The organism is Nocardiopsis aegyptia (assembly GCF_013410755.1).
GTDB classification, from domain to species: domain Bacteria; phylum Actinomycetota; class Actinomycetes; order Streptosporangiales; family Streptosporangiaceae; genus Nocardiopsis; species Nocardiopsis aegyptia.
The window spans coordinates 4,861,726-4,884,462 of the sequence record NZ_JACCFS010000001.1 but is presented as its reverse complement, the minus strand read 5'-3'; the positions used below and the strand labels follow the sequence as shown (position 1 = coordinate 4,884,462).

At 71.4% G+C, this 22,737-nt stretch carries 17 protein-coding genes; 9 read left to right on the top strand and 8 right to left on the bottom strand.

The genetic code is table 11. From position 1 onward, the window contains the following. Window positions 1-32 precede the first annotated feature (32 nt). From HNR10_RS21825 to HNR10_RS21815, 3 genes are all read left to right on the top strand, one after another. Window positions 33-770 carry a GntR family transcriptional regulator gene (locus HNR10_RS21825; RefSeq protein ID WP_179826436.1) on the top strand — a complete coding sequence of 246 codons (738 nt, stop codon included), beginning with the start codon at window positions 33-35 and terminating at the stop codon, window positions 768-770. A gap of 45 nt (window positions 771-815) precedes the next feature. Next, window positions 816-2,348 carry a PTS transporter subunit EIIC gene (locus HNR10_RS21820; protein WP_179826434.1) on the top strand — a complete coding sequence of 511 codons (1,533 nt, stop codon included), beginning with the start codon at window positions 816-818 and terminating at the stop codon, window positions 2,346-2,348. A gap of 105 nt (window positions 2,349-2,453) precedes the next feature. Next, the gene (locus HNR10_RS21815; RefSeq protein WP_179826432.1) at window positions 2,454-3,065 is read left to right on the top strand and encodes a DM13 domain-containing protein; all 612 of its coding nucleotides are present in this window, start codon (window positions 2,454-2,456) and stop codon (window positions 3,063-3,065) included. Window positions 3,066-3,187: 122 nt separating this feature from the next. On the opposite strand, the gene secA is transcribed toward HNR10_RS21815, so the two are convergent. Then, entirely contained in the window at window positions 3,188-6,073 is a 2,886-nt protein-coding gene (secA, locus tag HNR10_RS21810) for a preprotein translocase subunit SecA (RefSeq protein WP_179826430.1), read from the bottom strand. A 786-nt stretch (window positions 6,074-6,859) separates the two neighbouring features. Between secA and HNR10_RS21805 the strand changes: the two genes are divergently transcribed. Next, a complete protein-coding gene (locus HNR10_RS21805) occupies window positions 6,860-7,348 on the top strand; it encodes a hypothetical protein (RefSeq protein ID WP_376769766.1) in 489 nt (162 codons plus the stop codon). An 89-nt stretch (window positions 7,349-7,437) separates the two neighbouring features. On the opposite strand, the gene hpf is transcribed toward HNR10_RS21805, so the two are convergent. The 5 genes from hpf to mtrA all read right to left on the bottom strand — a co-directional run bounded on the left by hpf (window position 7,438) and on the right by mtrA (window position 14,635). Next, window positions 7,438-8,112 (bottom strand): ribosome hibernation-promoting factor, HPF/YfiA family, encoded by a 675-nt coding sequence (gene hpf / locus HNR10_RS21800; RefSeq protein WP_179826422.1) that lies wholly within the window; start codon window positions 8,110-8,112, stop codon window positions 7,438-7,440. An 801-nt stretch (window positions 8,113-8,913) separates the two neighbouring features. Beyond that, a complete protein-coding gene (locus HNR10_RS21795) occupies window positions 8,914-9,639 on the bottom strand; it encodes a ComF family protein (RefSeq protein ID WP_179826420.1) in 726 nt (241 codons plus the stop codon). A 544-nt stretch (window positions 9,640-10,183) separates the two neighbouring features. Next, window positions 10,184-12,097, bottom strand: a complete 1,914-nt coding sequence (locus HNR10_RS21790; RefSeq protein WP_376769800.1) for an LpqB family beta-propeller domain-containing protein — start codon at window positions 12,095-12,097, stop codon at window positions 10,184-10,186. A gap of 26 nt (window positions 12,098-12,123) precedes the next feature. Beyond that, window positions 12,124-13,941 carry an MtrAB system histidine kinase MtrB gene (gene mtrB / locus HNR10_RS21785; RefSeq protein WP_179826418.1) on the bottom strand — a complete coding sequence of 606 codons (1,818 nt, stop codon included), beginning with the start codon at window positions 13,939-13,941 and terminating at the stop codon, window positions 12,124-12,126. A gap of 16 nt (window positions 13,942-13,957) precedes the next feature. Continuing rightward, on the bottom strand, window positions 13,958-14,635 hold the full coding sequence (gene mtrA / locus HNR10_RS21780; RefSeq protein ID WP_053615570.1) for an MtrAB system response regulator MtrA: 678 nt from the start codon (window positions 14,633-14,635) through the stop codon (window positions 13,958-13,960). Between the two features lie 432 nt (window positions 14,636-15,067). On the opposite strand from mtrA, the gene HNR10_RS21775 reads away from it, so the two are divergent. Genes HNR10_RS21775 through HNR10_RS21755 form a run of 5 tightly spaced genes read left to right on the top strand, consistent with a single transcriptional unit; the run spans window position 15,068 to window position 20,722 of the window. Continuing rightward, entirely contained in the window at window positions 15,068-16,570 is a 1,503-nt protein-coding gene (locus tag HNR10_RS21775; protein ID WP_246406353.1) for a glycerophosphoryl diester phosphodiesterase membrane domain-containing protein, read from the top strand. After that, window positions 16,567-17,202 carry a DUF4129 domain-containing protein gene (locus tag HNR10_RS21770; RefSeq protein WP_179826415.1) on the top strand — a complete coding sequence of 212 codons (636 nt, stop codon included), beginning with the start codon at window positions 16,567-16,569 and terminating at the stop codon, window positions 17,200-17,202. The genes HNR10_RS21775 and HNR10_RS21770 overlap by 4 nt, the downstream gene beginning before the upstream one ends. Further along, a complete protein-coding gene (locus tag HNR10_RS21765; RefSeq protein WP_179826413.1) occupies window positions 17,199-18,392 on the top strand; it encodes a DUF4350 domain-containing protein in 1,194 nt (397 codons plus the stop codon). The genes HNR10_RS21770 and HNR10_RS21765 overlap by 4 nt, the downstream gene beginning before the upstream one ends. A gap of 45 nt (window positions 18,393-18,437) precedes the next feature. Next, window positions 18,438-19,421, top strand: a complete 984-nt coding sequence (locus tag HNR10_RS21760) for an AAA family ATPase (RefSeq protein ID WP_179826411.1) — start codon at window positions 18,438-18,440, stop codon at window positions 19,419-19,421. Next, window positions 19,421-20,722 carry a DUF58 domain-containing protein gene (locus tag HNR10_RS21755; protein WP_179826409.1) on the top strand — a complete coding sequence of 434 codons (1,302 nt, stop codon included), beginning with the start codon at window positions 19,421-19,423 and terminating at the stop codon, window positions 20,720-20,722. The genes HNR10_RS21760 and HNR10_RS21755 overlap by 1 nt, the downstream gene beginning before the upstream one ends. Before the next feature lie 136 nt (window positions 20,723-20,858). On the opposite strand, the gene HNR10_RS21750 is transcribed toward HNR10_RS21755, so the two are convergent. Both HNR10_RS21750 and HNR10_RS21745 read right to left on the bottom strand, forming a co-directional pair. Further along, a complete protein-coding gene (locus HNR10_RS21750; protein WP_179826407.1) occupies window positions 20,859-22,433 on the bottom strand; it encodes a glycosyltransferase family protein in 1,575 nt (524 codons plus the stop codon). Continuing rightward, window positions 22,382-22,600, bottom strand: a complete 219-nt coding sequence (locus HNR10_RS21745; protein WP_179826405.1) for a DUF397 domain-containing protein — start codon at window positions 22,598-22,600, stop codon at window positions 22,382-22,384. The genes HNR10_RS21750 and HNR10_RS21745 overlap by 52 nt, the downstream gene beginning before the upstream one ends. Window positions 22,601-22,737: the final 137 nt, after the last annotated feature.

Here is a 22,737-nt window from a genome sequence, read left to right as displayed (position 1 = left end):
TCCTCCCGCCGACCAGAAGGCCAGCCCGACCCATGTCGATCGACCCCGCGAACCCGCTCCCGAAGTACAGCCAACTCCGTGACCTGCTCCTGGACTGGATCACCGAGAGCGGCCTGGGCGTGGACGACATGATCCCCTCCGAGCGCGAGCTCAGCACCACCTACGGCCTGTCCCGCATGACGGTCCGGCAAACGATCGACCTGATGGTCTCGGAGGGGCGGCTGTACCGCGTGCCGGGCAAGGGGACCTTCATCGCGCGGCCGAAGATCGAGATGTCGCTGGTCCTGGCGTCCTTCAGCGAGGACATGCGCGCCCGCGGCTACGAGCCCGGCGCACGGGAGCTGATCCGGCAGGTCATCCCCGCCAGCGGGCACACGGCGCGCATGCTCGACATCGGGCCGGGCACGCTGGTGCACCACATCGAGCGGATGCGGACCGCCGACGACGAGCCGATGGCGGTGGAGCGGTCCAACATCCCCGCCGCCATGGTTCCGGGACTGGAGGACTTCGACCTCGCCGAGCGCTCCCTGTACGAGGTGCTGGAGAACGAGTTCGACATCCTCCTGGACTCCGGAGAACAGACGATCGAGGCCGGGATCTGCGACTCCGCGGACTCCCGGCTCCTCGGTCTGCCCGCTGGAAGCCCGGTGCTGATCATGCAGCGCCGCAGCTTCTTCAAGGGGCAGTGCGTGGAACTCGCGCTGTCCACCTACCGTGCCGACCGCTACCAGCTCCACTCCCGTTTGGACCCGCGGCGGCACGGCGACTGATCACCCCCCGCGCCCACGAGGCGCGCCTCCCAGGGAGGACCCCCCTTGAGTACGGACCACAGCTCCACCCCGTCGGCTCCGGAACCCGGTGGCGGTACCGCCACCGGATCCGCCAAGGCAACGCGGCCGGCCAAGCGGCCCTCGTCCACGCTGGCCGTCCTGCAGCGCCTGGGCCGCAGCCTCATGATGCCCATCGCGGTGCTGCCGGCCGCCGCGATCCTGCTCCGCCTGGGCCAGCCCGACCTGCTGGGCGCCGACGGCCTGGCCGGGATGTCCGGCATGGGCTGGATGGACCCCGTCGCCGGCGCCGTGGGAGCCGCGGGAGACTCCATCTTCCAGGCGCTGCCCCTGCTGTTCGCGGTGGGCGTGGCGATCGGCTTCGCCAAGCGGGCCGACGGGTCCACCGCCCTGGCCGCGGTCGTGGGATACCTGGTGTTCGACCGGGTGGCCACGTGGACGATGGTCACCTTCAACGGCCCCACGGGCGACCTGGGGTCACGGCTCGTGACCTACCCGCTGCCGGTCGACCCGGTCACACGTGAACCGATGGTGGACCAGGCGTCGGCCGAAGCGGTCGGCGCGGTCATCAACAACGCGGTGAAGAACCCCACCGACGTGCTCGGCGGCATCGCGATGGGCCTGGTGGCCGCCCTGCTGTGGCAGCGCTACCACCGCATCAAGCTGCCGACCTGGCTGGGCTTCTTCGGCGGACGCCGGTTCGTCCCGATCGTCACCGCGCTGGCGGGCCTGCTGATCGGTGTCGCCCTGGGCATGCTGTGGCCGGTCGTGGGATCGTGGATCCAGGATCTCGGCGAGGGCATCATCGGCGCCGGAGCGGTGGGCGCGGGCCTCTACGGAGTGGTCAACCGGATCCTGCTCCCGTTGGGCCTGCACCACGTCGTGAACTCGTTCGTCTGGTTCGTCTCCGGGTCCTACACCGACGACGCCGGGAACGTGTCCAACGGCGAGATCACCCGCTACCTGGCGGGCGACCCCTCGGCGGGGACGTTCCTGTCCGGGTTCTTCCCCGTGCTGATGTTCGGACTGCCGGGTGCGGCGCTGGCGATGTGGCTGGCGGCGCCCAAGGCGCGGCGCGCGCAGATCGGGTCGATCATGATCCCGGCGGCTCTGACCGCGTTCGCCACGGGCATCACCGAGCCGGTGGAGTTCGCGTTCATCTTCGTGGCGCCCGTGCTGTTCGCCGTGCACGTGGTGCTGACCGGCCTGTCCATGGCGATCCTCAACGCGCTCGACGCCCAGTTGGGCTTCGGCTTCTCGGCCGGCCTGATCGACCTGCTGCTGAACGCCACGAAGGACAACACCTCGGGGCTGGGGCTGATCCTCCTGTTGGGGCTGGTGTACTTCGGGCTCTACTTCGGGATCTTCTACGTCCTCATCACCCGGTTCAACCTGCCGACCCCGGGCCGGGAGTCCGATCCCGAGGAGAACACGGCGGCGCACACCGTGCCCAGCGCGGCCGTGGACAAGCCCGGGACCCGGGTCGACGGTTCGCTGGAGCCGCCTGAACCGGGGTCGTCGGGCGACAGCGGCGAGGGCAGGACCGACGGCTCCGGCTGAGCCCCGCGACCGCTCCGTGACCGATTCGACGCGTGAGCCGGGGTCGCCGGGGCGGCCCCGGCTCCGAACCCAGCGCGAGGAATCCTTCCACGAGAGAGGCACACGATGAACGCGGGTACCGAGAAGCGTCCACCACTGCTTCGGCCACTGGTGATCTGGCCGGTGGCCGGGCTCGTCCTGGTCCTGGTGGCCGCCGGCCTGTGGGCCTTCCAGCCCTGGCGGCTGTTCACCACGCGGACCGTGGACGAGGCCCCGCCCGCCGCGGTCGCCGCCTCGGAGGAGGCACCCGTACCGGACGGCGGGGACGCCGAGGACGGCGCTGACGGCGAGGACGGAGCGGGCTCCGGCGGGGCCGAGGAGGAGCCGGCCGACGAGCCGGTGGTCCTGGGCGAGGGCGAGTTCATCACGCAGGAGCACGAGACGTCCGGCTCCGCCACCGTTCTGGAGCTGCCCGACGGCACGCGCCACGTGCGGTTGGCGGACCTGGCCACGAGCGACGGCCCCGACCTGAAGGTGTGGATCACCGACCAGGAGGCCGGCGGTGACTGGTTCAAGTACGGCGACGGGCGCCACGTCGCGCTCGGCGAGCTCAAGGGCACCCACGGGGACGCCAACTACGAGATCCCCGCGGACGCCGATCTGGAGGGGATGACCAGCGTGGTCATCTGGTGCGAGCGCTTCTCGGTCGCCTTCGGCTCCGCGCCGGTGGAGCTGTAGCCGCCGGAATCGTCGTAGCACCGTGCGTTTCGGGGCCGTGGGCGCCGGCACCCGAGGCGCAACGGACGGGGGGCGACCCGCGCATCCGCGCGGGTCGCCCCCCGTCTCAGTTCCGGTGCCGGCTACTTCGCCGGGTCACCGTGGCACTTCTTGTACTTCTTGCCGGAGCCGCACGGGCAGGGCGCGTTGCGCGCCGTCCCGGCGTACTCGTCGGTCGTCTCGCTGTGCCGCTCGACGGTGCCGTCCTCGCTCGGGGCGGAGTACTGCAGCCGGGTCGGCTGGTTCTCACCGAAGCCGGGGACCACCACGTCCTCCGGAGCACCGGTCTCCTCCTCGGGCGCCTCGGCCTCGGCGGCCTCCTCGTCCTCGTCCACGGCGGTCGCGACGGCCGTGGCACCGGCCTCCCCGCCCACGGTGGACGCGGTCTGCGCGGCGGCCGCGGCGGTGAGGGTGGGCTCGGCCTTCTTGGGCACGCGCACCTCGACGTTGAAGAGGTAGCCGACCGACTCCTCCTTGATCGCTTCCAGCATCTGCTGGAACATGTCGAATCCCTCGCGCTGGAACTCGATCAGCGGGTTGCGCTGCGCCATGGCGCGCAGCCCGATGCCCTCCTGGAGGTAGTCCATCTCGTAGAGGTGCTCACGCCACTTGCGGTCCATCACCTGGAGGATGACCTTGCGCTCGACCTCGCGCATGGTCGCCTCGCCCAGCTCGGACTCACGGGCGGCGTAGGCCTCGTTGGCGTCCTCGACGACGCGGTCGGCGAGCAGCCGGCCGGTGATCGCCTCCAGGCCGCCGTTCTCGTCGATGAACTCGTCGACGGTGAAGCTGATCGGGTAGACCTGCTTGAACGCCGTCCAGAGCTTGTCGAGGTCCCAGTCGGCCGGGTCGCCCTCGGCGGTCTCCTCGGAGACGTAGCCGCGGAGCACCTCCTCCAGCATGCTGACGACCTGGTCGCGCAGGTCCTCGCCCTCCAGCACCTTGCGGCGCTCGGCGTAGATGACCAGCCGCTGGCGGTTGAGCACCTCGTCGTACTTGAGGACGTTCTTGCGGATCTCGAAGTTCTGCGTCTCGACCTGGCCCTGGGCGGAGGCGATCGCCTTGCTGACCATCCCGGACTCGATCGGCTGGTCGTCGGGGATGTTCATCTGGTTCATGAACACCTCCAGACGGCTGCTGTTGAACAGGCGCAGCAGATCGTCCTGGAGCGAGAGGTAGAACCGGGAGATGCCCGGGTCGCCCTGACGGCCGGAACGACCGCGCAGCTGGTTGTCGATACGCCGGGACTCGTGGCGCTCGGTGCCGAGCACGTACAGACCGCCGGCCTCGACGACCTTCTCGTGCTCCTCCTCGAACTCGGCCTTGGCCTTCTCCAGGGCCTCGGGCCAGGCCTCCTCGTACTCCTCCGGGGTCTCCAGCGGGCTCAGGCCGCGCGCCTGGAGCTCCTCGTCGGCGAGGAAGTCCGGGTTGCCGCCCAGCATGATGTCGGTACCGCGACCGGCCATGTTGGTGGCGACGGTGACCGCGCCGAGCTTGCCCGCGCGGGCGATGATCGACGCCTCACGCGCGTGGTTCTTCGCGTTGAGGACCTCGTGCGGCACGCCCTCGCGCTTGAGCATGTTGGAGAGGCGCTCGGACTTCTCGACGCTGGTCGTACCGACCAGGACGGGCTGGCCTGCCTCGTGCCGCTCCGCGATGTCCTCGGCGACCGCCTGGAACTTGGCGTCCTCGCTCTTGTAGACCACGTCCTTGACGTCGTCACGGATCATCGGCTTGTTCGTGGGCACGGGGACCACACCGACGTTGTAGGTCTGGTGGAACTCCGCGGCCTCGGTCTCGGCGGTACCGGTCATACCGGCGAGCTTCTCGTAGAGGCGGAAGTAGTTCTGGAGCGTGACCTTGGCGAGAGTCTGGTTCTCGTCCTTGATCTTGACGCGCTCCTTGGCCTCGATGGCCTGGTGCATGCCCTCGTTGTAGCGGCGGCCCGGCAGCACGCGACCGGTGAACTCGTCGACGATGAGGACCTCACCGTCCTTGACGATGTACTCCTTGTCCTTCCGGTAGAGCTCCTTGGCCTTGAGCGCGTTGTTGAGGAAGCTGATCAGCGGGGTGTTGACGGCCTCGTAGAGGTTGTCGATGCCCAGCCAGTCCTCGACCTTGGCCACGCCGGCCTCGGTGATGCCGACGGTGCGCTTCTTCTCGTCGACCTCGTAGTCGCCCCTGACGACGTCGGGGTCCTCACCGGGCTCGGGAGGGGTGTCCCGGCCGCGCTTGAGCCGGGGGGCGATCTTGGCGAACTCGGCGTACCAGCGGGAGTTCTGCTCGGAGGGGCCGCTGATGAGCAGCGGGGTACGGGCCTCGTCGATGAGGATGGAGTCGACCTCGTCGACCAGGGCGAAGTAGTGCTCGCGCTGCACGGTGGCGTCGAGCGAGAGCGCCATGTTGTCGCGCAGGTAGTCGAAGCCGAACTCGTTGTTGGTTCCGTAGGTGATGTCGGCCTGGTAGGCCTTGCGCCGCTCGGCGGCGGGCATGCCCGGGCTCAGGACACCGACCTCGAGACCGAGGAAGTGGTAGATGCGGCCCATGTTCTGGGCGTCGCGGCGGGCCAGGTAGTCGTTGGTGGTGACGACGTGGGCGCCCTTGCCCGCGAGAGCGTTGAGGTAGACGGCGAGCGCACCGGTCTGGGTCTTGCCCTCACCGGTCTTCATCTCGGCGATGTTGCCGAGGTGCAGCGCGGCGCCGCCCATGATCTGGACGTCGAAGTGGGGCTGGCCCAGGGTGCGGCGGGCCGCCTCACGGACGGTCGCGAAGGCCTCCGGGAGCAGGTCGTCCAGGGACTCGCCGTCCTGGTAGCGGTCCTTGTACTCCTGGGTGAGCTGCCGCAGTTCGTCGTCGGTGAGCTCCAGGTAGTCGTCCTCGAGCGAGTTGACCTGGTCCTTCAGCTTGGTGAGCCGGCGCAGGATCTTACCTTCACCCGCGCGCAGGAGCCTGTTGAGTATGCCTGGCACTTCCTATGCGCTCCTCGCAGATCGCGGTTGGCTCCACGCACGTGGAGTTCAGATCTAGGCCCGCGGACCGCTTCCCGTGGCCGTGAAGGACGGCGGGGGTTCCTGGGCCCTCGGGCCTACATCCTAGAGGAACCGAACCGCGAGCCCGCCCCGCTCGCGAAGCGGGGTGCTCTCGCCTGGTCACTGACGGCACGCGCCACCAAGTGAACGATCGGGAAGGTCCCGGATGTTCCCGCCCGTCTCCCACCATCGCGCGGACGGCGCTCCGCGCGGGCCGCGCTACCACCCTCAACCGAGACGCTACGCGCCCAGCACCACCCGCCCGTCTCCCACCATCGCGCGGACGGCGCTCCGCGCGGGCCGCGCTACCACCCTCAACCGAGACGCTACGCGCCCAGCACCACCCGCCCGTCTCCCACCATCGCGCGGACGGCGCTCCGCGCGGGCCGCGCTACCACCCTCAACCGAGACGCTACGCGCCCAGCACCACCCGCCCGTCTCCCACCATCGCGCGGACGGCGCTCCGCGCAGATGCCGCTACCACCCTCGGCTCCGGCCTCGCAAGGGGCGCTCCGGGCCCGGATCGGGTGTCGCGTGGGGCGCCTGGGGATATTTGCGTGCCAGGGCGAGCATCCGGCACGTCAGTGGGTAGTTCCCTCGTAGGGGCGCCTGCGACGCGGGGCACCCGGCGCATCGCCGGAGGACCCCGCCGACGCCCCGGAAGGTCACGACGGTGACCGGCCGTCGCGACACCGCAACGTGGACGTGTTCCCGGGAGGGATCACCATGCGAACGAGCCTGAACCGCGAGGAGTCCTCGAAGGAAGCAGTCCAGAAGGACGCGCCGCGCACACCCTTGGAAGCCATCGAACACGTCGTGGAGCGCGTTCATCGCACTCCCGGCCACCCGATGGAGCAGGGCGACCCCGGCCAGGCCTGGGAGCGGCACCTGCCGGACGACGAGACCAAGTACGGCCGTATCCGCGGATTCCAGCGCCAGGGCGGCAACCTGGCCCCGACCAACGCCCACAGGGGGCGCGCGCCCTCCTGGGTCGCGGTGGGACTGGCCTTCGCCGGGTTCGCCGCGGGCGGTCTGGCCATCGTCATGAACGGCAGCGCCGTCCTCCTGGTGATCGCCGCCGTGCTGGTGCTCGCGGCCGTCGTGGTCGCCATCGCCTTCGACATCCTGGGCGACGTGGTGCTCGACCCGCCGCGGCTGGAGCCGGAGGAGCGGCACGACACGCCGCTGCACCGGATCAAGAAGGACTTGCCCTAGAGCCCTCCGCGGCACGGCCGCGCCCGCCGGCGTCACCGGCGGGCGCGGCCCTCGCGTGTGGCTGTCGGGGGACGGCCCCCGCACCGGCCTCAGTCCACGAGTCGCAGGACTCCGTAGTTGAAGCCCTTGCGGCGGTAGACCACGCTCGGGGCGTCCTTCACTTCGTCGTGGAAGAGGTAGAAGTCGTGTCCGACGAGTTCCATCTCCATCAGCGCCTGGTCGATGCTCATCGGCTTGGCCCGGTGGAACTTCTCCCGCACGATGACGGGGACGTCCCCCTGGGTGTCCAGCTCGACGAACTCGTCGGAGAAGCGTCCGTCCACTGCGGCGCCGTCGATCTCGTCCTCCTGAGATCGCTGCGTGGGAGGCGCCGGAGTGACGGTGGAGGTACTCGTCGAGGGCAGTTCTCCGGGGAGGCTCGCGGTGGCGGCCGCGACGGAGACGGGTGTCCTGTTGCCGCGGTGGACCTTGCGCCGGTCCGCGGACTTGCGAAGTCGGGCCTCGATCTTGTCGATCGCCAGGTCGAGGGCGCCGTGCCTGTCGGAGGACGCCGCCTCGCTCCGGATGACGGGCCCGTTGGAGTGGATGGTCAGCTCAACCCGCTCGCGAACGTCGGCGAGCTTGGGGTTGCGCTCCGAGGACACCTCCACATCGATGGTCATGCCCTTCTTCTCCCACTTGGAGAGCCTCTCGAGCTTGTTCTCGACGTGCTGTCGGAACTTCTCGTTCACACCGGTGCGTCGACCCTTGACGATGATGTCCATAGGACCCCCTTCATCGCGTGACCGCCGTGAAGGCGACGGCCAGGCTGGTTCTGCATACCTCCCGCCATGGGGGACGGAAGGAGTTTCGCGCTCTAGCCCCCTTCCGCAGGCGGTCCGGTCCGGCCCGGCCCGCGACTCGCTTGGATGTGCGTATACCCATCAGAGGCAGGGTCCTCACGCGCACCATCAGCGCGATTCGTGGGGCCCTCCCACATGGGAAGACGGACTTTTGCCGCCAACAGGACAAGTCGCCACTCGGCCGTGGGGCGCCGCTGACCGAGGAGCGCGACGGCGGGGGATGGGATGCGGCACGACGGAGACGCGTATGTGGAGGGCACTGGTGGGAGACCGGAGCTCTGGCGCAGGCCAGGTGCTGCCCCGTGGGACCCGCCGATGACGACGGGTCCCCCAGCGATGGCATGCCACCCGTCCGGCCGACCTGGTCTTCGTCCCCACATCCGCCTGCTGAGAGTGTCGCCGCTCTTGTACGCGACTACTGCTCTTCTCCCTGTCATGAGGGACATCGGGACCCTCCGCGGGGCAGGGCTTACCTCTAAGGCGCACCGTGATCGGTCGACGAAAAGTCGCCTTACGTGGGCCGTTTCGCCTGCGCCTGGCATCGGCTTGCCGAAGTCGCTCCCCGGTATCCCCAGGGGCGATGAAACTCCGGCGCAACCACGGACCCGGACGGGTGCCATACCTGGACCGTAACCTGTCCTGGCCCGTCTGTCAGGTAGCGATCACCCCCTCAACCCCTCGACAACCCCCGCGAACCCCCACGAACACTGACTTTTCACCTGTTCACGAGGGTTCGTAAAACCTTGATGACCGCTCTTCGCCCTGCGCGGACAAGTGCGGAGGCAGGCGTTCGGCGAGGACCACCGCGCCCACGACGCGGATTCCCTCGGCCCTCAGCGCGCGGGCCGCCTCCGCGACCGTGGCACCGGTGGTGAGGACGTCGTCGACCACCACCGCCCGGCTCCCCCGCTGCCCGGCCGGCACCCCGGCGGCGGTGAGGACTCCGTGCCGGTTCGCCCTCCGGTCGGCCCGGCCCAGCCCCACCTGTCGACGGACCCGGTGGCGGTAGCGCAGGAGTTCGGCCACCCGGCCGGCGGAGTCCCCGCCCGCCGCCGCGACACAGGCGTGCGCCAACCGGGCGACCGGCCCTCTGGGCGGGCCGCGGCCGGGAACGGGCACGAGCAGCGTGTCCGGACCGGCCCAGCCGGCGGCGGTGTAGGCGGCGGCCACCCGTGCGCCGAGCGGCGCGGCCAGGTCGTCCGTCCCGTGTTCCTTGAAGGCCAGCAGGACACGGCGGTCCAGTCCGGCGTAGGGCCCGGCCGTCCAGACCGGCGGGCACCCCGGCCGGGCGCGGCAGCGCACCGGACGCCGGTCCAGCCGGGCCAGGCAGTCGCCGCACAGCGGCCCGGAGGGGCCCCGGCACCCGGCACAGGTGAGCGGGAGCAGGAGGTCGAGCACGGCGGCGAGCAGGGTGCGCAGAGCCCGCACCAGGAGGTTCGCGAAGGGCATACGTCAAGAGTCGGCGATGGCGAAGCCGCCCGCCAGCCCCGATCCACGCCTGTGGACAACCTGTCCTGGGGCGCCCGGGGAGACGACAGAACCGCACCGATCACGCTCCCCACGGCCCCGCGCCGGCCCCCGAAGGCACACGGCACACGGCACACGGCACTCGACCCGGCACCCGCCACAGGGCAACCGGCACTCGACACCTGCCACCCGGCAACCGGCAACCGGCAACCGGCACGGCCACGGATGGGCAGCCCCAGGCGGTGAACCAACGCGCACACCACGGCACGTGGACAGCTACCCCGAAGGTCGTCCGGCGCGCACAGGGGAGAGCGCCTCTGCCGATCGGTCGGCCCGGGAACGAGCGACCAGCGGGCACACCGCCCCGCATGAAGGGAGGCCCACCGCTCGCCCGACAAGGCCGGACGCGAGCGGCCCCCGGCGGCGACCCGGCGCGCATGTGCGACGGCGCGCGGCCCGCGGCTCGAAGGCGTGCGTCCCGTGGCCCGGGAGACCGCGGGACGGACATCGCGGACGAGGGCCGGAGTCAGCCGGGGAAGGTCGGTGAGCCGCCCTCCACGACCTTCTGCCAGTTGAGGCGGTCCGTGGTGATCCAGATGTTGCCGTCGTCGGAACCGGCGACCAGCGGCTGTCCCGGGGCACCGGAGATGTTCACCATGCCCGGGACGGGTGTGCCCGCGCTCGACGCGGGGGTCCCGCCGTCCAGGGAGACCAGGAACGCCTGTCCGGTCCCGCCCTCGCGGTTGCCCAGCACCGCCAGCTGGTCGCTGGAGCGCCACGTGATGTCGGTGACCTCGTCCAGTTCCCGTCCGAGCGTGATGAACGAACCGACCGACACCCGGCCGTCGCTGTCCGAGACCACCCTGCCGACCTGGAGCGACGTCTCACCGTCGACCTCGGTCACCACGGCGGCGCGGGTGCCGTCGCGCGAGATCTGGAAGTCCACCAGCGACCGGTCGCGCAGGTCCGAGATGTCCACGCGCACCACCTCGTCGCCGTCGCGCAGCAGCCACAGGTCGGTCGTCCCCGGCTCCGGCGCGGGGTCGGTGTCGGTGGCGGGTTCGTCCTGCGCCGGCTCGTCCTCGGCGGGCTCGTCCTCGCCGGACTCCTCCTCCGACTCCTCCTCCGGGTCGCTCGTCTGCTCGGTCACCCACAGGTCGCCGTTGACGTCCCAGGAGACCGACGTGAAGGTCCCGTCCGAGAGGACCTCGCTCACCTCGGCGCCCGGGCTGGCCAGGGACGTGACGACCTCGCCGCCGCCCACGGTGATGCCGGCGATCGTGCTCTCGTCCACCGAGACGGCGAACCTCTCCAGCTGCACGTCACCCGCGCCCAGCGGGCCCGGCACGCGCTCGGCGTCGCCGATGGTGTCCGCTCCCCAGTCGGCCGCCGACCACAACTGGCCCTCGTGCGTGAAGTACGCGCGGATCCCGGCGGAGATCGCGCTCGGGCTCACGCCCGACCAGTAGTCGCTCGCCGGGCGCGGCCGTTCGTCGCTCTCGCCGTCGGAGTCGGGGAAGGAGACCTCGTCGCCGTTGACGACCAGGGTGAACTCCTCGACCTCCGGCAGTTGGCGCAGCGTCCAGGCGACCTGGGCGGCCATCTCGAACTCGTCGATCTGCCCGACCCCGTCGACCCGGATGACCGCCGTCTCGGCGTCGATCTCGACGTCGGGCACGATCCCCTCGGGGAAGGCCGAGTCGACCGCCGGTGCCAGCCAGTCCGTGGGGCCCGCGACGAGCTTGTTCAGCAGCCGCTCGGCCAGCGCGTCGTTGCTCACGGGCAGGTACACCGGGTCGGGGACCAGCGCGGTGCTCCCCGGGTTGAAGTAGTAGAGGTTGAACGGTCGGTGGGTGCGCTCCACGTCGAGCTGGCTGAGGATCAGTTCGTCGGGCATGTTCTCGATGCGCCACTCGCCCTCGGGGTCGCCCCCCTCACGGGCGAGTTCGAAGGGCACCTCGAGCAGGTGTCCGGGGTCGCTCTGGACGTACTTGCCGCTGTCGTCGATGGTGGCCACCAGCGAACTGCGCATCCGCACCGTGGCGGTGAGGCCGTCGGCGGCGACGTCCGTTTCGAGGCCGACCGCGTCGAGGTCGCCGAAGACCCGCACCGAGCCGTCGGGGGACCACTCGTCGCTCAGCGCCGGGAACATGTAGCTCCGGGCGGCCTTGTGGTCCTCCTCGAAGCTGCCCATGTCCTTGAGGAAGCCGCCGACCAGGCCCTCCGGCCCGACGCCTTCCTGGGGTCCGGCCGGCAGCAGGCGCACGTACCCGCCGTAGGGGTCGCTGGGGGTATCGCCTCCGTCGCCGGGGACGACCGGGCCGGTCATCGGAACGGTCGCGCAGGCCACCATGGTCGCGCAGGCCACGGACGCGGCCGCGAGGGCGCGCACGGCGCGGCCCACGCGGGAGGCACGGGTCCCGCGGGCAGGGGAGCCCACGCGGGCAGGGCGGGGCAGAGGTGAGCTCACGCGTCCTCCTCCTGTCGCTCGGCGGTTCCGTTCCCGTTCGGCGCCGCAGGCCCCCCGTTGGCGCCCTTGTCGGCCCTGTCGGCCCTGTCGGGCTTGTCGCCCTTGTCACCGAAGGCGTAGTTGCGGCCGAGGGCGATCTCCGGCGGAACCAGCGGCAGCGGGGACCCCCGCAGCTCGGTCCCGGCCTTGCGCGGCAACGACAGCCGGAACTGCGATCCCTGGCCGGGCTGCCCCCACGCCTGGAGCCAGCCGCCGTGCAGCTGCGCGTCCTCCTTGGCGATGGACAGGCCCAGGCCCGTACCGCCGGTGGTGCGCACGCGCGCCGGGTCGGCCCGCCAGAAGCGGTCGAAGCACAGGTGCTCCTCCCCCTCCTTCAACCCCACACCGTAGTCGCGCACGGCCACCGCGACCGAGTCCCGGTCCCCGGCCGCCGCCACCACGACGTCGCGCCCCTCGCTGTGCTCGATGGCGTTGACGACCAGGTTGCGCAGGATCCGGTTGATCCGGCGCGCGTCGAACTCGGCCACGCACGGCTCGGCGGGAAGCCGGAGGACGACCTTGATGCCCCGGCGCTCGGCGATCTGCTCGGCGTCGCCCACCGCCTTCATGACCGAGTCGCGCACGTCCACCGAGTCGATGCCCAGGGTCGCCGCTCCCGCGTCGTGGCGGCTGATCTCCAGCAGGTCGGCGAGCAGTTCCTCGAACCGGTCCACCTGGCTCTGCAGCAGCTCCACCGGGCGGCGCTGGGTCGGGTCGAGGTCGTCGCGGTCGTCGTAGAGCAGGTCGCTGGCCATCTTGATCGTGGTCAGCGGGGTCCGCAGCTCGTGGGAGACGTCGGAGACGAACTGGCGCTGGAGCTTGGACAGCTCCTCCAGCTCCTGGATCTTCTCCTGGAGGTTGCCCGCCATGTCGTTGAACGAGACCGCCAGCCGGGCGAGGTCGTCCTCGCCCTGCACGGTCATGCGCTCGGTGAGGTCGCCCGCGGCGAGCCGCTCGGCCGAGCGCGCGGCCGAGCGCACCGGGCTCACCACCTGCCGGGTGATGACGAACGCGATCAGGCCCAGGAGGATGACCAGCAGCACGCCGACGAGGCCGACCGTGCGCTGCACGAGGTCGAGGATCTCCTGCTCGTGCTGGAGCGGGAAGATGTAGTAGAGCTCGTACGCGTGCGTGAGCTCGGCCCCCACCACCAGCGCGGGCTCGGCCGAACCGTCCGCCTCGATCCGGGTGTAGGTGTGGTACTGCTGGTCCGGCTCCTCGGACTGGCGGATCTGCTCGATGAGGCGTTCGGGGATGCTCTCCTCGACGCTCTCGGCGTCGACGGTCGCCCAGCCCCGTTCGTCGCTCCCCCACGGCAGGATGACGACGCCGTACAGGCCCGTCTCACCGCTGCGGCTGGTCAGCTCGCTCGCGATGTTGTTCAGGAGCCGGTCGCGGTCCCCGCTCTCGTTCTCCTGGAGTTCGGTGAGGGCGTAGTTGAGCCCGGCGCGGTGGTCGTTGACGGCCGAGTCGATCTTGGCGTCGAGCAGCCCGCCCCGCACCTGGGAGATGAGCACGTACCCGAGACCCGCGATGACCAGCATGGACAGCACGAGGGTCGTGGAGATGACCCTCAGGTGCAGCGACCGGCGCCAGTTGGTCTGCACACCGCGGACCAGGGCCCGGGCGGCGCGCTGCGCGAACAGGTACGCCCGGGTCAGCCCCGAACCGGCGTCACGGCTGTCGTCTCCGGAGCCGGGCACGGGTGAGGACGGGCCGGTCCGCTCCCCTTCGGAGTCGGCCCCCCGGTCCTCCTCGGGTGCGGCTGCTGTCATTGGCCTGAATGCTGGATCAGGCGGTACCGGCCTTGTAGCCGACACCGCGGACGGTCACGACGACCTCGGGGTGTTCCGGGTCCTTCTCGATCTTGGCACGCAGCCGCTGCACGTGGACGTTGACCAGGCGGGTGTCGGCGGCGTGCCGGTAGCCCCAGACCTGCTCCAGCAGGACCTCGCGCGTGAACACCTGGCGCGGCTTGCGGGCCAGCGCGACGAGGAGGTCGAACTCCAGCGGGGTGAGGCTGATCTGTTCGCCGTCGCGGCGCACGGCGTGCCCGGCGACGTCGATGGTGATGTCGCCGATCTGCAGCACCTCGGGAGCGGGCTCCTCGGTCCGGCGCAGGCGCACGCGGACGCGGGCCACGAGCTCCTTGGGCTTGAACGGCTTGACGATGTAGTCGTCGGCACCGGACTCCAGGCCCAGGACGACATCGATGGTGTCGGTCTTGGCGGTCAGCATGACGACGGGCACGCCGGACTCGGCGCGGATCTGTCGGCACACGTCGATACCGTCGGCACCGGGCAGCATCAGGTCCAGGAGCACCAGGTCGGGCTTGGTCTCTCGGAAGGCCTCCAGCGCCTTGTCGCCGTCATGCACGAACGAGGGCTCGAACCCCTCGCCCCGCAGAACGATGCCCAGCATCTCGGCGAGGGCGAGGTCATCGTCGACAACCAGTACACGTCCCTTCATCGGCGTATCCGGCACGCAGCGCGACCGCTTCGTGGGCGGGCCCCGCGGTGCCTACTCCTCTCTCCTGGAACTGTCGAGCGTCTTGGTGGTCCGGATCCTGCTCCCCGAGGCAGGGAAACCGAACGCGTTCCCCCAACCTTGCCACCTTTCGGCGCCGTTGGGAGAGTGGTCGAAGGTGTTCGGCCCCGTGGAGGCCGATGTCGGCCAACCGCGACGTCGGCGCTGGCCGTGTGCGGTTCCGACCCGTTCATGGATTCAGCCTGTTGGTAACAGAAAGCATACAAAAGGAATGAAGTGCGTCGGTTGTACCGGTGTGGGCCCCGAACCCGCCAATAGCCGAGGGAACCGGCCGGTAGGTTGGATTCCAGCACGACCGGAATCGCGCGAAGACGCTCGCGCAGCGTAACCGAACCTCACGGAGGGCGGGGCCAGATGACCCAGGAGGACGGCCGTCGGGACGAACCCGAGGCGGCTACCGAGCGCTCGGACGAGGAGCGGACGGACACGCCTGGGGCCGCGGACTCCGAGGCCGGCCCCGCGCCGGAGCCGTCCTCCCCCGGGGACGGGGGCACCGTGTCCGGGGCACCCCGTTTCGAGGCGCCGGAGGGCGCGCAGTCCGGCTTCGCGGCTCCGGGTGGCGACTCGCCGGAGAGCGGGCAGCACGGCTTCACCGCACCCGGCGGGTACGCGGCCGACAGTGCGCAGCCCGGCTTCGCCGCACCCGGTTCGGGCACCCCGGAGAACGCCCACCAGGGCTTCGCCCCGCCCGGCGGCGGGTCCTACGCGGCGGCCGGACACCAGGCCCAGGGCCAGTGGGGCGCGCCCGGGTACGCGGCCCCCGGCGGCTACGGGCACCCCGGCCAGGGCCACCCCCCGGGCCCCGGCTACGGCGGCGGGCCGGGTCGGCCCGCCATGGCGCCCAGGCCCGGTGTCGTCCCGCTGCGGCCGATGACCGTCGGCGACCTGCTCAACGGCGCCTTCAGCCTCATCCGGCACAACCCGAAGACCTTCGTCGGGGTGTCCATCATCGTCATGGCGGTCGCCAGCATCGTCAGCTCCATCGGCTTCGGCGGATACATGTCCGACTACGGCCGCTTCATGGACCAGGCGCTCACCGACCCGAACTCGATCGATCCCGACGACCCCCTGCCCTTCTCGACGTGGTCGATCGTCGCCCTCTACGGGGGCTCGCTGATCAGCTACGCCGGCACCATCGTGCTGACCGGCCTGCTGACCTGCGCGATCGGCCTGGCCGTCCTGGGCCGCAAACTCAGCCCGTCCGAGGCGTGGGCCGCCGCCAAGCCCCGGCTGGGCGCGGTGGCCGGGCTGGCCCTGCTCCAGCTGGCGATCTTCTTCGGCCTGTCGGTCGTCGTGTTCGGCCTCATCGCGGTCGGCTTCGTCGCCGGCTTCGCGCTCCTGTCCTCGGGAGCGGAGGCGGCCGGAGCCGTGGTCATGGTCCTGACGGTGGTGATCGGCCTGCTCGGCGGGCTCGTACTGGCCGCCTGGATCTCCGTGCGCATCTACTTCGCCATGCCGGTCGTCGTCCTGGAGCGCCTGAGCCCGGGGCAGGCGCTGGCGCGGTCCTGGCGCCTGACGCAGGGCAGCTGGTGGCGCGTGCTCGGGATCCTCCTCCTGACCATGCTGCTGGTCGGCGTGGTCGGCCAGCTGCTGACCACCCCGTTCACGCTGCTGTCGATCCTGCCCTCGTTCATCTTCCCCGGTGCGGCCTGGGTCCCCGTCGCCGCGGGCGCCGTGATCTACGTGGGCTCCGTCCTGATCTCCTCGTTCACCACGCCCTTCACCGTGGGTGTGACCACGCTGCTCTACATCGACCTGCGGATGCGCCGCGAGGGCCTGGACCTGAAGCTGCACACCGCCTCCCAGGCGGGCCACGAGGTGGGCCCGGAGATCTACCTCCCGGAGCCGCGGGCGTGACACCACACCTCGCAGCCGACCTGGAGGTCACCCGCGACGAGGGGCGCCGGCGCGCGCTGGAAGAGCTCAGCGACCCGCTCTACGGAGCCCGGGAGCCCTCCCTCCTCGACCGCCTCCGGACCTGGTTCTCGGAGCTGCTGGCGAGCCTGGCCGACATGGGCGGCGGCGTCCTGTCCGGCCAGTGGTACCTGGTCGCCCTGCTGGTGGTCGTCGCGGCCCTGGTGGTCTGGCTGATCGTCTATCTGCGGCCGTCGCGCAGCCGTGCGCGGCGCGTCCCCGTGCACGAGGGCCGTCCGCTGTCGGCGGCCGACCACCGCGCCGCCGCGGACGCCCACGAGGCCCGGGGCGCGTACGCGGAGGCCGTCAGTGAACGCCTCCGCGCGATCAGCGTGGACCTGGAGGACCGGGCCGTCATCACGCCCCGCGTGGGCCGCACCGCCACCGAGCTGGCCGCGGAGGCCGCCGCGGTGCTGCCGGAGGAGGCGTCGGCGCTGCACGACGGCGCCTCGATCTTCAACGACGTGGCCTACGGCGACCGCGAGGCGACCGCGGACTCCGCGCGCGTCCTGCGTGAGCTGGACGGGCGGCTGCGTGCCGCCCGGCCCGCACAGGCCGAGGAGGCGCACCCGTGACCGCGACCGTCCCGCCGCCCCCCGCCACCGCCGCGGGCGCAGGCCGCCCGCCGTCGGGCTCGGCGATCGCGCGCCTGTGGCGCTCCGTCCGCGTACCGCTCGTGCTGATGACGGCTCTGGTGGTGGTGGCGGTGCTGCTGTCGCTGGGCACGGAGCAGTACCCCGAGGGCTACCTGGAGCCGGAGAGCGTCTCCCCCGACGGCGCGCGTGCGCTGGTCCGCGTCCTCGAACAGGACCGCGAGGTCGACGTGGTGCGCTCCTCGGAGGACGCCGAGGACGCTCTGGCCGAGGCCGGCGAGGACAGTGTCCTGGTCGTGTTCCTCGACCACCGGCTCCTGCCCGGGGAGCTGGACTCCCTGGCGGCGCTGGAGACCGACACGGTCCTGGTGCAGCCCACGCTGCGGTCCCTGGAGGCGTTCGCGCCGGGCGTCGACGTCACCGGGCGCGCCGATCCGGACGAGACCCTGGCGCCGCTGTGCACCATGACCGAGGCCGTGGCCGCGGGCGACGCCGAGGTCGGTGGCGAGCTCTACGGCGCGCCCGAGGAGTCCGGTGCGGTGGGCTGCTACCCGGCGGGCTCGGGCGAGGCCCTGATCCGGGTCGACGACGGCACGTCCACGACCACCGTGCTGGGCACGGGCGCACCGCTCACCAACACCGAGCTCGACGTGGAGGGCAACGCCGCCCTGGCGCTGAACCTCATGGCGGCGGAGAACGTGGTGTGGCTGCGCCCCGACCCGCCGCAGCAGGAGGGTTCGGCGACACTGACCGAACTCGTCCCGGCGGGGCTGCGCTGGTCGCTGGTTCCGCTCGTGGCCGCGCTGGGCCTGCTGGCCCTGTGGCGGGGGCGGCGGATGGGCCCGCTGGTCCCGGAGTCGCTGCCGGTCGCGGTGCAGGCCGCGGAGACCACCCGGGGCCGTGCCGCGCTGTACCGCTCGCGCAAGGCCCGCGATCGCGCCGCGCTGGCGATGCGCACGGGCTTCCTGGACCGCACGGTGCCCAAGCTCGGCCTGGCCGCCGACGCGGGCGAGCACGCCGTCGTCTCGGCGCTGGCCGCCCGTACCGGCGACGATCCCGCGGTGCTGTCCGCGCTGCTCCACCCCGCCGACCCCGACCCGTTCACCGCCGACGACGGCGCGCTCGTGCGCCTGGCCGACGAGTTGGACGCCCGATCCCGGCGGCTGCGGTGACCCGGTCCCGCACGCAATCCGTTCCACGAGAGAGGTAGACCGCACGTGAGCGCCTTCACACCCGAGGCACTGCCATCCGCCGAGGCGGCGCGGTCGGCGTTGACCGACCTGCGCCGCGAGGTGGCCAAGGCGGTCGTGGGTCAGGACGAGACGGTGACCGGCCTGGTCGTGGCACTGCTGTGCCGCGGCCACGTGCTGCTGGAGGGTGTGCCCGGTGTCGCCAAGACACTGCTGGTGCGCACGGTCGCCGCGGCCCTGTCCCTCGACAACAAGCGGGTGCAGTTCACCCCCGACCTGATGCCGGGCGACGTGACGGGCTCGCTCGTCTACGACCAGAACACGGCGAAGTTCGAGTTCCTCAAGGGGCCGGTCTTCACGAACCTGCTGCTGGCCGACGAGATCAACCGGACCCCGCCCAAGACGCAGGCCTCGCTGCTGGAGGCCATGGAGGAGCACCAGGTGACGGTGGAGGGGCGCCCGGTGGCGCTGCCGGAGCCGTTCATGGTCGCCGCCACACAGAACCCGGTCGAGTACGAGGGCACGTACCCGCTGCCGGAGGCGCAGCTGGACCGGTTCCTGCTCAAGGTGACCATTCCGCTGCCCGAGCGCGCCGCCGAGGTGGACATGCTGGGCCGCCACGCGGCGGGGTTCGACCCGGGCGACCTGGCCGGTGCCGGTGTGCGTGCCGTGGCCGGGGCCGCGGAGCTGCAGGCGGCCCGCCTGGCGGTGGAGCGGGTGCGGGTGGCCCCCGAGGTGCTCGGGTACATCGTGGACCTGTGCCGGGCGACCCGCCTGTCGCCGTCGTTGCAGCTCGGCGCGTCCCCCCGCGGTGCCACGGCGCTGCTGCGCACGAGTCGGGCGTGGGCGTGGCTGACCGGGCGCGACTACGTGACGCCGGACGACGTCAAGGCGCTGGCGAAGGGGACGCTGCGGCACCGGATCGCGCTGCGGCCCGAGGCCGAGCTGGAGGGCGCGACCAGCGACGGAATCCTGGACGGTGTGCTCGCCTCCGTCCCGGTGCCCCGCTGATGGTGGTCACCGGCCGCACCGCGCTCCTGGCCCTCGTGTGCGTGGCGGCGGTGGCGATCTCGGGCGACCTCGGGGCGGTCGTGACGGCGGTGGCGATGGGGCTGCTGGTGGCCCTGATCGTGCTGGACGTGCTGCTGGCCGCGAGCCCCAGGGCTCTGCGGCTGTCGCGGGAGGGCGACACCTCTCTGCGGTTGGGCGACTCCGCGACCGTGTCCGTGACGCTGACCAACCCGTCGCGGCGGCGGCTGCGGGGGTCGGTGCGCGACGCCTGGCCGCCGAGCGCCCACGCGTCGCCGCGCTCGCGGGCCCTGGCGGTGGACGCGGGCGAGCGGCGCCGCGTGACCACGACGCTGACGCCCACGCGCCGGGGCGACGCCCGGGCGGCAGGCCTGACCGTGCGCAGTGTGGGTCCGCTGGGACTGGCGGGGCGGCAGAGGACGCTGTCGGCGCCGTGGACGGTGCGGACGCTGCCGCCGTTCCACAGCCGTCGGCACCTGCCGGGGAAGCTGTCCCGGCTGCGGGAGCTGGAGGGCCAGCACACGGCGATGGTGCGCGGACAGGGCAGTGAGTTCGACTCGCTGCGCGACTACGTGCCCGGTGACGACGTCCGGTCGATCGACTGGCGCGCGACCGCCCGGGGCGACGGGGTCGTGGTGCGCACCTGGCGGCCCGAGCGCGACCGGCGCATCCTCATCGTGCTGGACACGGGCCGGACGTCGGCGGGGCGCGTGGGCGACACCCCGCGTCTGGACCACGCCATGGACGCCGCGCTGCTGCTGGCCGCGTTGGCGGGCAAGGCGGGCGACCGGGTGGACTTCCTGGCCTACGACCGGCGCACGCGGGCGCAGGTGCGCTCGTCGGGCAAGGGCAGCCAGGTCGGGCGGATCGTGGAGGCGATGGCGCCGCTGGAGGCGGAGCTGGTCGAGTCGGACCCGGCGGGGATGGTGGGCACGATCCTGGGGACCCAGGGCCGGGCCCGGAAGCTGGTGGTGCTGCTGACCGACCTCAACGCCGCGGCGCTGGAGGAGGGGCTGCTGCCCCGGCTGCCCGCGCTGACCTCGCGCCACCTGCTCATGGTGGCGGCGGTTCGCGACCCGGCGGTGGACGCGATGGCCGAGGAGCGGGGCAGCGCCGATGCCGTGTACCGGGCCGCGTCCGCCGAGCGCACGCTCGACGAGCGCCGCCGGGTGACGGCCGAGCTGCGGCGGCTGGGCGTGGAGGTGGTCGACGCCGACCCGGAGCACATCGCGCCGGCCCTGGCCGACGCCTACATCAACCTCAAGGCCCAGGGGCGGTTGTAGGGGCGCGCCCGCCGGGCGCACGATCGCATCGGCGGGCCTGTCCGCTCACAGGAGACCGAGCATGAGACGGCAGGCGTGGTCCACCTCGTCAATTTCCTGGGGCTCCAGTCGCCCGGCGAAGCCCCCCAGCCGGATCTCACGGTCGACAGAGCGCCTCTGGTCGACGAGCACTCAGGTGGCCGTGCCGTCGGCCACTTGGCCTCGGGCCGGAACAGCGCGAGGCCGACGCTCGTCGAGGTGGGCGCCACGACCACGGTGGACAGGTTGAAGGGCCCCTAGAGCTCCACGCGGTACCTCGGACCTGGCTGCTCCGACAGTCATGCTGAGGGCACGGCTTCTCCCCCCGACACGCTGACCGCAGGGAGGCTCGGCGCGCTGACGAGTCGGCCGCCGGGCGCCTGTCTGGTCGGCGGCGGTCCCCAACCACCGCTCTCTGAACGGCCTCGGCGAACGCCTGGGCCATGTTCGCGGGGGTGTAGGCGGCGAGCGCACTCCGCAGGTTCCGGGCGTGCCCGGCCATGCGGTCGTAGTCGTCCACGAGGCGGGCGATCGCGTGGGCCAGCACTCGATGGCGCGGGCCGGCGTACGGACGTGCCGGCCCCATGATCCGCCCGTAGGAGGAGACAGTGCCGCTGTCCTCGACCACGAACGCGCTCCCGGCAGTCATCTCTCTGCGGCAGGTCAGGAGCTCCACGAACCCGTTGCCGTTCCCACGGGCCACGAGGAACGGCTTGCCCCGTGCGGCGCACTCTCCGGCCACCAGTCCGTAAGCCCCCGTCTCGGAGGCGGTGATCAGTGCGTCGGCCGCGTCGATGTCAGCGCCGATCCGCGCCCGCTGCGTGGTGAAGGGGAGAACGCGGGCCGCTCCGGCCTCCCCGACCACGCCTTCCATGAACGCCTGGAACGAGGGCACCTGCGCGGGCGGCACGCCCCTGAGGGTCAGCCGCACCCGCTGGTCGCTCCAACGGAGCAGGTCGCCCACCGCCCGAGCCACGTCCAGTGCGCCCTTGTTCCTGTCCTCGACCCGACCGAGCATGAGGATCTCGAACGAATCCCCCCTCCTCTTCGAGGCGGGAGTTGCGGGTGTGACGCCAGGGATCAGCTCATGGACGAGGGTCCGGGAGAGAGGATGCTCCTCCCCCAGCAGCCATCGAGCATCACGCGCGGCCTTGGGTCCGGGCGCGAATACCATGTCGGACGCCTTGAAGACCTCCCTATGGGTTCGCGCCATGACGCGACCGCTCACAGCGTCACCTTGTGCACGACCGACCCCTACGGGATCGATGTGGAGCCCGTTGACCGTGATCGCGGACGGGTAGTAGGCCCTGCGGACGAGGTTTGCTGCTTCCCCTGAGATCCACCCGGATCCGAGTACGACTTCGAAGTGCCGGGGATCCGAGGGTAGACCGATGCCGGCCGGTCCGGCATGACTTATCGCCTCTCTCAGGGCGATACGCGCCTGCGTGGCTCCCACCGGCCCCCCGCTCCTGGGCAGTGTGACCACGTCCACCTGACCGAAGTCGCCGAACGCCCCCACCGTCAGTAGGGTTACCCGCATTTCGTGAGCGAGTCCGGTCAACAGCATGTGGTTCAGTACGTCTCCGCCGTCCTCCTGGCGGGCGCTGTGGAGTACCGCCAGGCAGCGCCGCTCATAGCGGTTCACCCAGTCGTGCCCGGCATTCCCGACAACGGCTTCACGAACGAGTGCCACTCACCGGTGGGGAAGCTCAGTATCTCGAGTTCCGTATGCGTTGAGTCCCTGACGCAGAAGCAGCCGTCGCTCTGGGCGATCTCCACGCAGGTGGACTCGACCCGGCTGTAGGACGACTTGCGCCAACGCAGTCCTGTCGACGCGGATCGACTTCGTCTGTGAGTCATGGCACTCCTACGGTCCAGTCGGCCAGGAGCGACGATAATGCCGACTTTTGTCTCTTTCCAGTGCCAATCGTCACCATTCGGACGAGTATCACATGCGCACCACGAAGAGACTCGAAGGTCTGTGCCCGGCAAGGCAG

Excerpts from the sequence above, each read along its gene's own strand:
- HNR10_RS21825 (WP_179826436.1), top strand. The coding sequence starts at position 33 with ATGTCGATCGACCCCGCGAACCCGCTCCCGAAGTACAGCCAACTCCGT.
- HNR10_RS21815 (WP_179826432.1), top strand. The coding sequence starts at position 2,454 with ATGAACGCGGGTACCGAGAAGCGTCCACCACTGCTTCGGCCACTGGTG.
- HNR10_RS21805 (WP_376769766.1), top strand. The coding sequence starts at position 6,860 with ATGCGAACGAGCCTGAACCGCGAGGAGTCCTCGAAGGAAGCAGTCCAG.
- hpf (WP_179826422.1), bottom strand. The coding sequence starts at position 8,112 with ATGGACATCATCGTCAAGGGTCGACGCACCGGTGTGAACGAGAAGTTC.
- HNR10_RS21795 (WP_179826420.1), bottom strand. The coding sequence starts at position 9,639 with ATGCCCTTCGCGAACCTCCTGGTGCGGGCTCTGCGCACCCTGCTCGCC.
- mtrB (WP_179826418.1), bottom strand. The coding sequence starts at position 13,941 with ATGACAGCAGCCGCACCCGAGGAGGACCGGGGGGCCGACTCCGAAGGG.
- mtrA (WP_053615570.1), bottom strand. The coding sequence starts at position 14,635 with ATGAAGGGACGTGTACTGGTTGTCGACGATGACCTCGCCCTCGCCGAG.
- HNR10_RS21775 (WP_246406353.1), top strand. The coding sequence starts at position 15,068 with ATGACCCAGGAGGACGGCCGTCGGGACGAACCCGAGGCGGCTACCGAG.
- HNR10_RS21755 (WP_179826409.1), top strand. The coding sequence starts at position 19,421 with ATGGTGGTCACCGGCCGCACCGCGCTCCTGGCCCTCGTGTGCGTGGCG.
- HNR10_RS21745 (WP_179826405.1), bottom strand. The coding sequence starts at position 22,600 with ATGACTCACAGACGAAGTCGATCCGCGTCGACAGGACTGCGTTGGCGC.